The organism is Nesterenkonia haasae, from assembly GCF_010119385.1.
GTDB lineage: Bacteria > Actinomycetota > Actinomycetes > Actinomycetales > Micrococcaceae > Nesterenkonia > Nesterenkonia haasae.
The window spans coordinates 205,909-219,405 of record NZ_VFIE01000018.1 but is presented as its reverse complement, the minus strand read 5'-3'; the positions used below and the strand labels follow the sequence as shown (position 1 = coordinate 219,405).

Genomic DNA, 13,497 nt, shown 5'->3' with positions numbered 1-13,497 from the left:
GAATCCCCGCAATGTCGGTGCGCGCTGGGTAGGCTCAGTGCTCGTGGATTCTAAACGCCGTTGTACCAAACACAGTTGCGCTGCCCCGGCCGTGGCGACCCTGACGTATTCCTACGCCGACTCGACCGTTGTCGTAGGTCCTATCAGTGTCTACGCTGAGCCGCACGCCTATGACCTGTGTGCTTCCCACGCTGATGCGGTGCGCGCACCCCGTGGGTGGGAACTGCTGCGATTGGATTATTCGTCGCCGGAGGGCGGCGAGGACGATCTCTTGGCGTTGGCTGATGCTGTGCGTGAACCTCGCCGCGAGTCGGTTGCGGCCGCGCCTGCGAGGCAGGCTCCGACCCCACTGTCAGCCCCGGAGAACAGCTCCAATGTGAGCCGAGGGCACCTCCGGCTCCTTCCTGACTAGGTAGGCTCGCACTCAGCTGAGGCGAAGACCGCCGGAGGATTACGTCGGCACATGACAAGAGGAGCACCCGCCCGCCGTGGGTGAGAGGTATCCTGGAGCCCATGCCCAGCGCGTCCTCGATCGAGTCCTCCATTGTGCAGATACTGCGATGCCCGGCGACTGGCAGTCGCTTGCGCCAAGAGGGCCAGGAGCTGGTTGCCGTCAGTGATGACAGTCGGCGATATCCGATAGACCAGGGCGTCCCAACTTTGCTGAAGGATCACTATTCATGAGTTTCGACTACAAAATCGCCGACATCTCTCTGCACGAGGCAGGCCGGCACCAGATCCGTCTTGCTGAGCATGAAATGCCAGGCCTGATGGCACTGCGCGAGGAATTCGCTGAGGAGCAGCCCTTGAAGGGTGCACGGATTGCGGGGTCATTGCACATGACCGTGCAGACCGCAGTGCTGATTGAAACTCTGGTAGTCCTGGGCGCGGAGGTTCGGTGGGCCTCATGCAACATCTTCTCCACGCAGGACGAGGCCGCCGCGGCCGTAGTCGTCGGCCCGAACGGCACCCCAGAGGACCTGCAGGGAGTCCCGGTTTTCGCCTGGAAGAACGAGTCTCTCGAAGAGTACTGGTGGACCGCCGCCCAGATCTTTGCCTGGCCAGGGGTTGACGAGGATCCCGCCGTCGGGGCAAACATGATTCTCGATGACGGTGGAGATGCCACGCTGCTGGTCCACAAGGGTGCAGAGTTCGAGGCCGCAGGCGGTATTCCCTCAGCACAAGAGGATGACCCAGAAGAGTACCGAATCATCCTGCAGACACTGCGGCAGAGCATGACCGAGAACCCTCACCGGTTCACCGGCATCGCTTCGGCGATTAAGGGTGTGACCGAGGAAACCACCACCGGTGTCAACCGGCTCTACCAGTTGGCACGCGACGGACGTCTGCTGTTCCCGGCCATCAACGTCAACGACTCGGTCACCAAGTCGAAATTCGACAACAAATACGGCGTCAGGCATTCCCTGCCAGACGGGATCATGCGAGCCACAGATGTGCTGCTCGGAGGTAAGACCGCAGTGGTGTGCGGTTATGGCGACGTCGGAAAGGGTAGCGCCGATGCACTCCGCGGACAGGGGGCACGGGTCATCGTCACAGAGATCGATCCGATTAACGCGCTCCAAGCCGCGATGGATGGCTACCAAGTGGCTCAGCTTGACGACGTTGTTGACCAGGCACACCTGTTCATCACCACAACGGGAGGCAAAGACCTCATCACTGCTGAACAGATGCAGCGGATGCGGGACAAGGCCATTGTGGGCAATGTCGGGCACTTCGACAACGAAATTGATATGGCCGGACTCGCCAGAATTCCGGGAATCCAGAAGGTGGAGATCAAGCCTCAGGTCCACGAATGGGTATTCCCCAGCGGCAGCTCGATCATCCTCCTCTCAGAAGGTCGGTTGCTGAACCTCGGCAATGCGACGGGCCACCCGTCGTTCGTGATGAGCTCGAGCTTCGCCAACCAGACGATTGCCCAGATTGAGCTCTTCGCCAAGTCCCACAAAGGGTTCAAGGGCGCTGAGGCGTACCTGTCCGATGTCTACACCCTGCCCAAGATTCTTGATGAAAAGGTCGCCAGACTGCATCTCGATGCCCTGGGCGTCAGGCTTACTGAGCTGACTAAGGATCAGGCAGAGTATCTGGGCATCGATGCAGCAGGTCCCTACAAGCCTGAGCACTACCGCTACTGATCTACGAGTACGGCAAAGTGTGAATGCGCCGGTGCAGATTCTCAGCCCGGGTCTGCTTGATGCGCAGCCGTTGATACTCGCGGTTTCTGCGCTCCGCCATCACTGCGGATAGGAATTCCACTGAAGAAGTAGTGGGGGGCGCCGGGGCCACGCATGTGACGACCTCCGAGGCGAGCCGGTCGCCGACTGCGGTAATCGCCTCACTGTCCACCTTCTGACCACCTGCCTGCACCGTGCCCAGCAGACGCGAAGTGCGGGCGGCGAGGTCGTCGGGCACCCGGCCGATGTCGGCGATCTGCGCCCAGGCCGCCATATTGGGCGGTACGGGGAGCATCATGGGCCGCACGCTCGGGTGGCGGGCTCTGATGGCGTAGGTGCCGGCCATGACATCTCCCAGACGTTTACCACGCTCGGTGAACACTCCGGTAAGCAGCGGAAGCAACCCGAGGGTCAAATAGATTTCGGCGAAGCCCGCTAGGCCACGGATCAAACAATGCCGGAAGCGCACTCCGCCGCCATCGTCGCGCACGAGGCGGATCCCGAAGATGAGTTTGCCCACTGAACGCCCTCGTGTCAGCGTCTCGACAGCAATTGGGACGATGACCAGAAACCCGATGACCGTGGCGAGGCTTACGGCCGCTACGGCTGCTTCGTTGACTCCCAGTCCGGCGCCGGTGAAACCCAGCGCGACAAAAGCGAGCACCAGAGCCGTCCAATAGATCACCAGATCAACCAACAGAGACGCGCCCCGGGTAATCAGAGACACAGAGGCGAGTTCGAGGGCGACTGCTTCACCGGTGACCACGTGGCGCATGCTCCAACCATATAGTGTGGGACCCGTGGACATCGATGCGTTTGTTGCCGTGCACAAGCCGCAATGGGACCGACTGCATACCCTCGCGTCGAAGCGGCGGCTATCCGCCGCAGAAGCCGACGAAATGCTCGTGCTCTACCAACGCGCGTCCACCCACCTGTCCATGATTCAGGCCGTTGAGCCTGATTCACCCGTAGCGGCCAGACTCTCAGCAGGAATTGGCCGAGCGCGCTCGCAGCTGACGGGCACCGGCGAGAACGTCTTCGTCGCGATCGCCTACTTCTTCTCCCAGGGACTGCCGGTGGCCTTCTACCGGTTGCGCTGGCTGACGCTGATCATTGGGACACTGTTCGTTGGCCTCGGAGCTGCTTCCGGGTGGTGGGTGTACCACCACCCCCAAATCGACTTGATCATGCCAGAGGCAGCCAGAGAGTCGTATGCCGAACAGGACTTCGTCAACTACTACTCCGAACACCCAAGTTCCGCCTTCGCCTCCCAAGTCTGGACGAATAACGCCTGGATAGCGGCCCAGTGCGTCGCCTTCGGCATTACGGGCGTCTGGCCGGTCTGGATCCTGGGTGTCAACGGCGTTAACGTGGGCATCGCCGCGGGTGTGATGTACGAACAGGACGCTGCCGCCGATTTCTGGGTGAACATCCTCCCTCACGGCCTGATGGAGCTCACTGCGGTGTTTGTCGCCGCGGCGGCGGGATTGAGGATCTTCTGGGCGTGGATCGCTCCGGGGCAGAAGAAGCGCCTCACCTCAGTAGCAGAGGAGGCCCGCAGGCTCATCACCGTCGCTCTGGGGCTCTGCCTGGTGCTGCTCATCTCCGGCGTTGTCGAGGGCTTCGTCACGCCCGCACCCTGGCCAGATTGGCTCCGTATCGGCATTGGCGTTGCGGTTCTCGCCGGGTACTGGACCTACACGTTCGTCCTCGGCTCGCGCGCCTCTGCCGCTGGGGTCACCGGTGACCTGGGGCGATATGACTCTGGAAACCACGAACTCACCGCCTGACCAGAGATAATTGCGCAACTTGCCGCGCGAGTTCCGGCACAGTTGATCGTCCGGGCCCTACTGTGTAGTCAGGCCAGTAATGCGTGGAGAGGCGAATAATGAGCCAGAACCCTGACGAACCTCGCGAAAGCACTTCGGAGGAGAAGTCATTCGAGTCCGGTCTGGACTACGGTGCCTTTGCCTCGGAAGAACCAGATTTCCCGGAGGACCATCTTGGGGAGGAGACTCCTCAGAACGACGACGCCGCCGCGCACACCTCAGCAGCCCCTGCTGCGGGTGTGCCTGCGCCCGCAGACCAGGACGAGTCGGCGCGGGATGCCCAGCCGACCGAAGTGGTCCCTCCGGTGAGGTCGGAGCAATCCCAAACGCGTTCATTATCTGATGAGCTAGCCGCGGCACCCACTGCTACGTCTGGAGACAGGGTCGAAGCTGCTGAGAGCGCCACAGCGAGCGCGCCAGCAGCAGCTGATGAGCAGCCGACTACTGCGTTGCCGCAGGAGCAGCCAGCACAACGGTCCTCCGCACCTGCTGTGTCGCCGGCTTCCCCGGTGCCACCGCGTCACCAGCGTTCACCTGAGCACCCTGCTGATACCCCACGCCGCGAACAGGTCGTGGCGCCTCCGAACGAGGATGAGCTGCAGGAGGAGGTGGAGAAAGACAAGCGCGGAGTCTCGAGATTCTTCACTGTGCTCATCGCCATCTTCACGCCGCTGTTGTTTATAGTGTTGGCACTACGGCTTGTGGCGAGTCCACTGTTCCTGATGTTCACCTACTGGCGACCCGGGTTCCCCGCTGACCCTGGCGGCTGGGACCTTAGCGATCGGCTGCTCTACGGCTCCTACGGCACGGACTTCCTGCTCAATGCCGCAAACTCGAATTACCTTGCGCAGCTGGCGCCGGAGGGTGAGCCTCTGTTCACGGACGCGGAAGTGTCCCACATGCTGGATGTGAAGTTCCTGCTCTGGTACGCAATGATTATCGGGGTGGGGCTTCTGCTGCTGACCCTGCTGATGGCGCTGCTGCTGCGTGCCTGGCGTCCCGGGGGCTTGGCCCGCGGAGTCTCTTCGCCGGGGCGTGGGCCACGATTGGACTGATGGTCGGGATCGCCGTGTTGGCAATAGTGGACTGGCAATTCTTCTTCACCGAGTTCCATAATTTGTTCTTCCCACAGGGCAACTGGAGCTTCCCATCGGATTCCACGCTGATCAGGCTCTACCCGGAGCAGTTCTGGATTGACGCCGGAATCTGGGTTGCCGCTCTACTGCTGATCTTCAGCATCATCGCCTTGTTGGTCACCTGGCCCACCAAGCGTAGACGGGCCCGTCGTGCCGAGCGCCTGGCTGAGATTCAGGAGCGCAAGCGCACGAAGCTCGAGGATGAACTCAATAGGGCTGCAGCCGAGAGCTGACGCCTCCAGAGTGGCCACGCTGCCGCGCCCACCGTCAAGGTGGCGCGGCAGCGGCCGTTAAATGGTGACTTCTCCATTGGGACTGGAGAACGTCACACTCATAATTCCCGGGGTACCGGAGGGAGCGATCCAATCGACCTGAACATTGTCGAAGGGATCCGCGTCGGGGGAACCCAACCAATCAGCTACTCGCTTCGGAGATCCGGCGATCGACAGCTTGATGAGTTTAGCTTGGGGCTCGTAGGCCCGTGACGGGTGCAGGTGCTCGGTGCCATCATCCCAGCGCAGCAGATACGGAACCTGCGGGTCGGCGATGAGCCCCTTGATCCCGATCTGTTGCCACGTGAGTTCTTGATTGTCGGGGAACTTGCGGTTGCCCGGCACACTCCGGCGGCCCAGTCTGTTTTCGAAGGGGAGAAGGTCATCGACGGTGACGCACCAACCCATCCAGCCGCCGCCGATCTGGGATCGATTGCGAACAGCCTGCCCGAAAGGGGCCTTATTTGCGCTGGGATGGTCAAGTACCTCGACAATTTCTAAGTATTGTCGATCCGCCAAGGGAATGATCGCATTCGCTGTCCCGAACCGAGGATGGATACCACCCTTGACCCGGTCTACCCCTAAAGCATCAGTGATTCGCTTGACTGTGGCATCCATTCCGTCTGGACCCACAGCAAAAGAGACGTGATCTAGTCGCATCATGTCACCTATCCTGACACCGGAAACGGGATAGCCGAAATCGGGTATTTCTACCTGATGTAGAACTCATGCGAGAGCACGCGTATTCTAGTGTGGTGCCCTCTTCTTCCTTCTGGGCGACTGCCCGCCAACCACAGTGGATCACTATGCTGGTTCTCTCCCTGGTGCTGGCTACTGTGTTCGTCGTCCTCTCAGCCTGGCAGTTTGACCAGTCCCGCACCGAGCACAGCTATGCCGAGGACACTGAGACTCCTGTCGAGCTCACCGCGATCTATGAACCTGAACGCCCGATCGGCCTTCCAGAAGCCGATCGAATAGTTAACCTCACAGGAGAGTTTGTTCCGGAGACTGACGTGCTCATCGCTGACCGTCTCCAGGATGGGGAGGATGGGTACTGGGCAGTGGCCGCGTTCCGAGTTGATGCCGCCCCAGATGAACAGGTGATTCCCGTCGTGCGGGGTTGGACGGCGGACATAGACGAAGGGCTTTCCCCAGCACCAGAAGGGCAACTCTCACTACAAGGCAGGCTCCTGCCAACCGAGGCTCCCGGACCGGGTCCCCGAGATCTTCCATACCCGGTGTTGCCGACTCTTTCTGTGGCCGAGCTCATCAATCTCTGGGGAGAAGACTCGTACTCTGGTTTCGTAGTGGACTTCAGCGAGGAAGCGTTGGGCGCGTCGTCGTTAGCCTCGGTCTGGGTGGGGCCCCAGCCGGAGGGCAGCGACATCAACTGGCTCAACCTCTTCTACGCTGTGGAATGGGTCGTCTTCGCCGGATTCGCCTTCTACCTGTGGTGGCGGCTGGTCAAAGACGCACACGAACGTCAGCTCGAGGAGGAACGCCTGGACCGCGAGTGGGCAGAGCAATGGCGGGCAGAGCAGTTGGAGAAGCAGAGGCAGCAGACCGAGCACGTTGAGGAGACAACATGAGTGACCAGCAGGCCAACACGGACGTCACTTTAGGTGACCCTCCGCCAAGGCCGAAGAAACGCACCCAACGGCTCTACGGTACGTCCGCGCAGATTCGCAGCGGACTGACGTTCTACCGTGTGATGGCGATTATCACCGGCATCTTCCTACTCATTATGGTGGCCAAGATCCTGATCAGCGGCTCCCTGTTCGGATGGACCTTCTGGGACGGTTTTGAGTTGTACATCGGTGGCACTACAGTCGACGGCACCTCGAATGTGATCGGCTTCTATCCTGCTGAGTCTCTGCAGGATGCACGCTCCACGTCAACAATGATCGCCCAGGCTCACGGCGTCGCCTACGTCGTCTACCTGGTGGCCGGTTTCCGCCTCTGGTACATGCTGCGCTGGGGCGCGGGACGGCTGGCTCTGATCATCAGCGGCGGCCTGGTGCCCTTCTTCAGCTTCTTTGTGGAACGGAAAGTTGTTCGTTTCGTCAATCGTGATCTGCAGAGCAGCCAGGTGGCTGCGCCGCGGTATTGATGGTCCGCCCCATGAAGCCGTGGTCTACGATGATCGGGTGATGATTGAGCGCCGGGGGAGAGCCCCGTCGATGATTGACGTAGCGAAGCAGGCTGGTGTCTCTCATCAGACAGTCTCTCGTGCGATCAACACACCAGAGGCGCTCAGGAGCGACACTTTAGAACGGGTGCGCCGGGCCATGAGAGATTTGGGGTACCGCCGAAACTCTCAGGCGCGTGCACTGAAGACGCGGAAAACCGGGCTGATAGGTGTAGTCAGCCCCGGTGACGCGTCCTTTGGGCCCAATAGAACAACTTTGGCCATCGAAGAGGCGGCACGCAAAGAAGGGTTCGCCACCGCACTGAGCGTTGTTCGGGACGCTCGGCGGAAAACCGTGGAGTCCACCCTGGATTTCTTTCTTGGGCACGGGGTAGAAGCAGTCATCGTCATTGCTCCAGTGCCAACATTGGCTGACGCAGCCCGGCAGCTGTCAGCGCGGATGCCAGTGGTGATTGTCACTTCGGGTCTGAGCTTGGTCGACCACCAGAATGTCGTTGGTATTGACCAGGAGATGGGCGCACGGCTCGCAGTGGAGCATCTACTGAGCTTGGGTCATCGGAATGTGGCGCATATTTCTGGTCCTGAGGACTGGTATGACGCCAGAGGGCGAGTCACCGGGTGGAGGCAGCTGCTGTCCGAGTCGGGGCTCCACGCTGGAGCGCAGGTAGGAAGTTCTGATTGGACCGCCGAAAGTGGTTATGTCGCTGCTCAGCAGCTGCTGGGTCAGGACCGCCCGGAAGCAATTTTTGCTGCCAACGACTACATTGCTCTCGGTGCAATTCGCGCTTTGGAAACCGAAGGGTTGAGTGTGCCGGGTGATGTGTCGATCGTTGGGTACGACGACGTCGACGCTGCCGGATACTTCATGCCTCCGTTGACAACGATCCGACAGCCGTTCGAACAGGCAGGAAGGGCGGCGATGAACATGCTCCTGAGAATCTCTGCTGGTGATCCTCCGGGTGAGGGGTTCATCGCGCCTGAGTTGGTTGTTCGGTCATCGGCTCGAAGACTCTGACCGACCGAATGCGTGGTCAAGTCGCTCCCACTCGCTGCGGGATAGGGCTAGTACTGAACCGTGTTTGGTGCTCTCAGGTGCGGAGAAACCCGGGGACCAGCTCCAGTTTCCCGAGGCTATGCGGTCCGTGTAGAGACCCACATAGCCCTGAGGCTCATCCATGTACTGATCAACCATGAGGTGCCAGCGCCCGCTGACGAGGCGATCGGGGAACACCACTGGTCCTTCAACCTGACGGTAACGATCGTTGCCGATGTTCTCGGCGAGACGGAGAAAGTCGTCCGCGAAGAAATGATCGCCCACCTCGTGACACAACCCTGGGGAGTCCTCTCGGAATGAGTCCTCTTTGAAGAATCTGTGAACCTTTCCATCGGCTTCTATTGCGCACATGTCGATCACGGAGGAGCCAGTGTCGAGAACCGTTTGCGGCGTCGAGAAAGTGTGGAAATCTGCGGTGCGTGAAGCCAGGATTCGGCTGTAGCTGGGCTGGGTGTGGGTGGGGTCGTCGTCGCCATAGAGGTGCGAGGACCAGAAGACCAGATACTCCTGGTGCACGGTGTCGTACATAGCTTTGGGAGCCCAGGCCATCCCCGCTGACGGCGGGGCCACCTCTTTGAGGCGGGGTGCAGACCACGTCACCAGGTCCTCGCTGTCCCAGAGGACCAGAGAGCGGCTTCCATTGCTGGTCCAGTGCCGCCACGACTCCGGTGTGTGGTGCCCATGCTCCCAGACTCTGAGATCGGTAGCCATCAATGTGAATCCGGAACCGTCTCGTCTCCGAACGATGTGGGGGTCACGGACGCCACCGGTGCCCAGGTGAGATTCCAGCACGGCATGACCGGCATTCAAGCGCTCCCAGCGGGTGGGGTCGTTGCCCTGGGAGCGCGAGAAGTAAATTTTCTCCATGTGGGTTGTGCTGCTCTCCACAAAGTGGACAAGGAGGTATCCGGACGTTTGCTCGATGGACATACTGCCCCTTTTGTTGTGTGATCTTGCATTAAGTGAACGTTAACATTATTGTGCTGAACATCACACTTGTTCGTGAATGCGTGCGGGTGTGACGTTCACATCGCACTGAGAGGAACTTTGAATATGACGCATAACCAAATTCTGAGGCCCCGGCGGCGTCGCCTGTGGGCGCCTGCTGCCATGTTGTCAGTGGGCGCGTTGGTGCTCACTGCATGTGGTAATGGCGACGATGCCGATGCTGTGGAGATCGATGAAGATGACCTCGGTCAGGGGGCAATGGAGTCCTTTGAGGTGGGGGACACTTTCGTGGCGACGGAGCCGGTTGACTTCTCCCTCCTCTACCGAAACAACCCAGACCATGGGTTCGACGACGATTGGATGTTCTTCGAACACTTAGAAGAAGAGCACAATGTGACGTTCTCGGTGGTCAACGCGCCACTGAGCGACTTCGAAGAACGGCGTTCGCTTGTCATCGGCGCTGGAGATATGCCGGACTTCATTCCCGTGACTTATCCCGGGCAGGAAGTACCGTACATCTCGGGTGGCGCAGTGTTGCCGATCAGTGACTATCTGGACTACATGCCGAACTTCACGGACAAGCTTGATCAGTGGGATCTGTGGGAAGAGTTTGATGCCCAGCGGCAGGAAGACGGGAAGGCCTATGTACTTCCCGGTTTGCTCGAGGATCCGTTCTACCACTTCAGCGTTGTGGTGCGGGGCGATATTTGGGATGAGTTAGGGCTCGACACGCCGGCTACCTGGGATGAGCTGGAAGAGCAGCTGCGTGTAGTGCAAGAGGAGTACCCCGACGTTGTGCCCTACTCTGACCGTTGGGAGCTGCAGAGCACGCTGAACATCGCCTCTGCGAACTTCGATACCGTCGCTGGCTGGGGGTACGGTCAGGGCCTGTACTTCGACCACGATGCCGACGAGTTTATCTACGCTGGCGCCTCAGACGGCTATCGGGAGCTGCTGGAGTATTTCGCTGGCCTCGTCGATGAGGGCCTGATGGACAGTGAAACGTTGACTCAGGACGATCAGATGGCCGAGCAGAAATTCGCAGCCGGTGATTCATTTGTGATCGGCGGCAACGACGAGTCGACCCAGATCTACCACCGAGGTTTCGAAGAGCTGGGCACCGAGGGTGCCGAGGCTCGCCTCATTCCCATTCCAGGAGGGCGCAACGGGGACTACATCCACAGTGGCGGGCGCTTCGACAGCGGAATGATGCTCTCATCCTCAACAGCTGACCAGGATAACTTCTTGGCGTTGTTGCAGTTCATTGACTGGCTGTACTACTCCGACGAAGGGCTTGAATTCGCTACTTGGGGGGTTGAGGGAGAGACCTACGAACGCGACGACAGCGGTGAGATCCAGATCGCCGAGAACATCGACGTCAACAACATCAACCCTGACGGTGATGAGCACCTTCTGCGCGACTACGGCTTCTACAACCAGCCATTCCTGCACGCCAGTGGTTCGACGACCGAACTCGTGCACTCGGCCTTCCGGCCGCAGGTGATCGAATGGCAGGAGAGCATGATGCATAAGGAAGAACTTCCTGTGACGCCCGCTCACCCCTTCACTGACTTGGAGCTTGAGCAGGTCGGGCTCTGGTCCACCGCACTGACTGATCAGGTGCAGACCGCCACCTCCCAGTTCATCCTGGGACAACGGTCCTTCGACGACTGGGATGACTACGTCTCCGAGTTGGAGAGTCTAAATATGCAACAGTTTGTGGACCTGGCCAATGACGCGTACGAACGCGCTCAGGAGAGTATTGAGGATGCCTCCGCCGAAGAGTAGACAAGAGACTCGACGGGACCGCGATGAGCAGAGCTCGTGGGCTCTTGCATCGCTGATGTGAGGATCACACAGTCCAGCGAGCTTCACGGGCCAATAGACCTTTCTAGCGGGTGTGATCCACAGAAAGGGTCCGGTCTGGCGGTCTCCGCATCGCCAGGCCGGACATTCCCGAAGGTCACATATCCGATAGATCTACACGTTCATTCCGGGAGGGGTGTATGACTGCGTCGTCTCAGGTGCCTGTGGGGCAGCCGCCGGGTCATGGTGCTGGTTCTGCTGCGGTGTTAGCGGGTGAGGATTCTTCTTCGGGTAGGAGGGGGAAGTCTCGCCGGGTGCGGAAGAAGGACCTGTATCAGGGCACGAATCGTACTGATACGTGGTCCCATCATCTGAAGCGGGATTGGCGGCTCTATAGCCTGTTGATCGCGCCGTTGATCTTCTTATTGATTTTCCGGTATTTACCGATGGCGGGGAATGTGATCGCGTTCCGCCGGTTCCGGCCAGGATCGAATATTTTTGGTGATGAGTGGGTCGGTTTCCACTACATCGAGATGTTCATCTATGACCCGAAGTTCTGGGATGTTTTCGGAAACACGGTCATTCTTGGGGCTTTGACCCTCGCGGTGTGTTTCCCGTTACCGATTGTGTTGGCGTTGATGTTCAATGAACTGCGCTCGAACACGTTCAAACGCATCGCCCAATCGATCAGCTACCTACCGCATTTCATGTCGATTGTGATCGTTGCGGGCATGGTCATCCAGCTCACCAGCCTCAATGGGACCATCAACCAAGTCATCGGCGCTTTCGGTGGCGACGCGGTCCCGTTTATGCAGCTACCAGAATGGTTCCGCACCGTCTATGTCACCTCAGAGGTCTGGCAGACCGTCGGATGGGGCACCATCCTTTACCTCGCAGCGCTGACCACGATCGACCCGCAACTCTATGAAGCAGCCCGGATCGATGGCGCGAACCGGTGGCAACAGATGTGGCATGTCACCATCCCAGGACTGCTCCCCACCATGGTGGTGCTACTGGTCCTCAACGTCGGCACCTTCATGGCCGTCGGGTTCGAGAAAGTACTCCTGCTCTATGATCCGCTGACCTACGCCACCGCTGACATCATCGCGACCTATGTCTACCGGGTCGGGATCACCTCATCGAACTTCTCCTACGCCACCGCGATCGGCCTGTTCGAAGCGATTATCGGGTTGATCCTGATCCTGTCCGCTAACTACGCAGCACGCAGAATGACGGGGACCTCACTATGGTGACCATCGCCGCTGAACCAGAGACGAAACCCGGGAAGAAAACCACCTTCGACTCCCGCCCCACGAAAACCACCGCGATCCAAGACTCCAAGTCTTATACCGCGTTCCGGATCGTCAACGCCACCGCGATCATCCTGATCTGCGCAGTGACCTTATACCCGTTCCTGAACATCATCGCTCAGTCCTTTTCCTCCGAAGGGTTCATCAACGCCGGACAAGTCAACCTCATCCCGCGTGGCTTCAACATCACCACCTTCGAAGTCGTCATGTCCGACCCGATGTTCTGGCGTAACTACGCCAACACCGTCATCTACACCGTGGTCGCGACCCTGATCGCGATGATCCTCACCACCACCATGGCCTACGCACTGAGTAAGAAATACCTCAAAGGCCGGACCTTCTTCATCGGCGTCGCCGTGTTCACCATGTTCTTCAACGGCGGACTCATCCCGAACTACGTACTGATCAACACCCTCGGAATGACCAACACCATCTGGGCGATCGTGCTCCCCAACGCGATCAGCATCTTCAACCTGCTAGTGATGAAAGCATTCTTCGAAAACTTCTCCACCGAACTCGAAGAAGCCGCCTCCATCGACGGACTCACCACCTACGGCATCCTCTGGCGCGTGGTCATCCCACTCTCCAAAGCCGTCATCGCGACCATGGTCCTGTTCTACGCCGTCCAATTCTGGAACGCCTGGTTCCAAGCCTTCCTCTACCTCGACCGGCGAGAACTCTACCCAGTCACCGTCTACCTCAGAAACCTCCTCGCAGGAGCCACCGGCACCGAACAACTCGGCGGCGAATCAGCAGAATCCACCCAAATCGCCTCCAACGTCCGAGCCGTCACCATGCTCC

14 protein-coding genes are annotated in these 13,497 nt (G+C 59.5%); 11 read left to right on the top strand and 3 right to left on the bottom strand.

Annotated features, from left to right (window positions below; all coding sequences use genetic code 11):
• Window positions 1–43 precede the first annotated feature (43 nt).
• Together FH975_RS04360 and ahcY are read left to right on the top strand one after the other, a co-directional pair.
• Complete coding sequence (locus FH975_RS04360; RefSeq protein ID WP_162320237.1) at window positions 44–412, top strand: DUF3499 domain-containing protein; 369 nt, start codon at window positions 44–46, stop codon at window positions 410–412.
• 268 nt (window positions 413–680) lie between these two features.
• On the top strand, window positions 681–2,153 hold the full coding sequence (gene ahcY / locus FH975_RS04355; protein ID WP_162320236.1) for an adenosylhomocysteinase: 1,473 nt from the start codon (window positions 681–683) through the stop codon (window positions 2,151–2,153).
• A 1-nt stretch (window position 2,154) separates the two neighbouring features.
• On the opposite strand, the gene FH975_RS04350 is transcribed toward ahcY, so the two are convergent.
• Window positions 2,155–2,967 (bottom strand): RDD family protein, encoded by an 813-nt coding sequence (locus FH975_RS04350; protein ID WP_162320235.1) that lies wholly within the window; start codon window positions 2,965–2,967, stop codon window positions 2,155–2,157.
• Window positions 2,968–2,992: 25 nt separating this feature from the next.
• Here FH975_RS04350 and FH975_RS04345 point away from each other — a divergent pair, with 25 nt between their 5' ends.
• The 3 genes from FH975_RS04345 (at window position 2,993) to FH975_RS04335 (ending at window position 5,390) form a co-directional block, all read left to right on the top strand.
• A complete protein-coding gene (locus tag FH975_RS04345) occupies window positions 2,993–3,982 on the top strand; it encodes a stage II sporulation protein M (protein ID WP_328821775.1) in 990 nt (329 codons plus the stop codon).
• Window positions 3,983–4,080: 98 nt separating this feature from the next.
• Complete coding sequence (locus tag FH975_RS04340; protein ID WP_162320234.1) at window positions 4,081–5,076, top strand: hypothetical protein; 996 nt, start codon at window positions 4,081–4,083, stop codon at window positions 5,074–5,076.
• Complete coding sequence (locus tag FH975_RS04335) at window positions 5,076–5,390, top strand: lipoprotein intramolecular transacylase Lit (protein WP_162320609.1); 315 nt, start codon at window positions 5,076–5,078, stop codon at window positions 5,388–5,390. Before FH975_RS04340 ends, FH975_RS04335 begins: the two co-directional genes overlap by 1 nt.
• 57 nt (window positions 5,391–5,447) lie before the next feature.
• On the opposite strand, the gene FH975_RS04330 is transcribed toward FH975_RS04335, so the two are convergent.
• A complete protein-coding gene (locus tag FH975_RS04330) occupies window positions 5,448–6,092 on the bottom strand; it encodes a VOC family protein (RefSeq protein ID WP_162320233.1) in 645 nt (214 codons plus the stop codon).
• Between the two features lie 92 nt (window positions 6,093–6,184).
• Here FH975_RS04330 and FH975_RS04325 point away from each other — a divergent pair, with 92 nt between their 5' ends.
• The 3 genes from FH975_RS04325 to FH975_RS04315 all read left to right on the top strand — a co-directional run bounded on the left by FH975_RS04325 (window position 6,185) and on the right by FH975_RS04315 (window position 8,593).
• Complete coding sequence (locus tag FH975_RS04325; RefSeq protein WP_162320232.1) at window positions 6,185–7,018, top strand: SURF1 family protein; 834 nt, start codon at window positions 6,185–6,187, stop codon at window positions 7,016–7,018.
• The gene (locus tag FH975_RS04320; protein ID WP_162320231.1) at window positions 7,015–7,539 is read left to right on the top strand and encodes a DUF3817 domain-containing protein; all 525 of its coding nucleotides are present in this window, start codon (window positions 7,015–7,017) and stop codon (window positions 7,537–7,539) included. Before FH975_RS04325 ends, FH975_RS04320 begins: the two co-directional genes overlap by 4 nt.
• A 70-nt stretch (window positions 7,540–7,609) precedes the next feature.
• A complete protein-coding gene (locus tag FH975_RS04315; protein ID WP_162320230.1) occupies window positions 7,610–8,593 on the top strand; it encodes a LacI family DNA-binding transcriptional regulator in 984 nt (327 codons plus the stop codon).
• Here the strand turns inward: FH975_RS04315 and FH975_RS04310 are convergent.
• Window positions 8,573–9,562 (bottom strand): glycoside hydrolase family 43 protein, encoded by a 990-nt coding sequence (locus FH975_RS04310; RefSeq protein WP_162320229.1) that lies wholly within the window; start codon window positions 9,560–9,562, stop codon window positions 8,573–8,575. The two genes, FH975_RS04315 and FH975_RS04310, sit on opposite strands and share 21 nt — an antisense overlap.
• A 123-nt stretch (window positions 9,563–9,685) precedes the next feature.
• Between FH975_RS04310 and FH975_RS04305 the strand changes: the two genes are divergently transcribed.
• The 3 genes from FH975_RS04305 to FH975_RS04295 all read left to right on the top strand — a co-directional run.
• Window positions 9,686–11,368: an ABC transporter substrate-binding protein gene (locus tag FH975_RS04305; protein WP_235928446.1), complete on the top strand. Its 1,683-nt coding sequence runs from the start codon at window positions 9,686–9,688 to the stop codon at window positions 11,366–11,368.
• Between the two features lie 332 nt (window positions 11,369–11,700).
• The gene (locus tag FH975_RS04300; protein ID WP_328821774.1) at window positions 11,701–12,639 is read left to right on the top strand and encodes an ABC transporter permease; all 939 of its coding nucleotides are present in this window, start codon (window positions 11,701–11,703) and stop codon (window positions 12,637–12,639) included.
• On the top strand, window positions 12,633–13,497 hold an 865-nt coding region (locus FH975_RS04295), incomplete at its 3' end, for a carbohydrate ABC transporter permease (RefSeq protein WP_235928444.1). The genes FH975_RS04300 and FH975_RS04295, both read left to right, overlap by 7 nt.

Excerpts from the sequence above, each read along its gene's own strand:
- ahcY (WP_162320236.1), top strand. The coding sequence starts at position 681 with ATGAGTTTCGACTACAAAATCGCCGACATCTCTCTGCACGAGGCAGGC.
- FH975_RS04350 (WP_162320235.1), bottom strand. The coding sequence starts at position 2,967 with ATGCGCCACGTGGTCACCGGTGAAGCAGTCGCCCTCGAACTCGCCTCT.
- FH975_RS04340 (WP_162320234.1), top strand. The coding sequence starts at position 4,081 with ATGAGCCAGAACCCTGACGAACCTCGCGAAAGCACTTCGGAGGAGAAG.
- FH975_RS04335 (WP_162320609.1), top strand. The coding sequence starts at position 5,076 with ATGGTCGGGATCGCCGTGTTGGCAATAGTGGACTGGCAATTCTTCTTC.
- FH975_RS04330 (WP_162320233.1), bottom strand. The coding sequence starts at position 6,092 with ATGATGCGACTAGATCACGTCTCTTTTGCTGTGGGTCCAGACGGAATG.
- FH975_RS04320 (WP_162320231.1), top strand. The coding sequence starts at position 7,015 with ATGAGTGACCAGCAGGCCAACACGGACGTCACTTTAGGTGACCCTCCG.
- FH975_RS04315 (WP_162320230.1), top strand. The coding sequence starts at position 7,610 with ATGATTGACGTAGCGAAGCAGGCTGGTGTCTCTCATCAGACAGTCTCT.
- FH975_RS04310 (WP_162320229.1), bottom strand. The coding sequence starts at position 9,562 with ATGTCCATCGAGCAAACGTCCGGATACCTCCTTGTCCACTTTGTGGAG.
- FH975_RS04305 (WP_235928446.1), top strand. The coding sequence starts at position 9,686 with ATGACGCATAACCAAATTCTGAGGCCCCGGCGGCGTCGCCTGTGGGCG.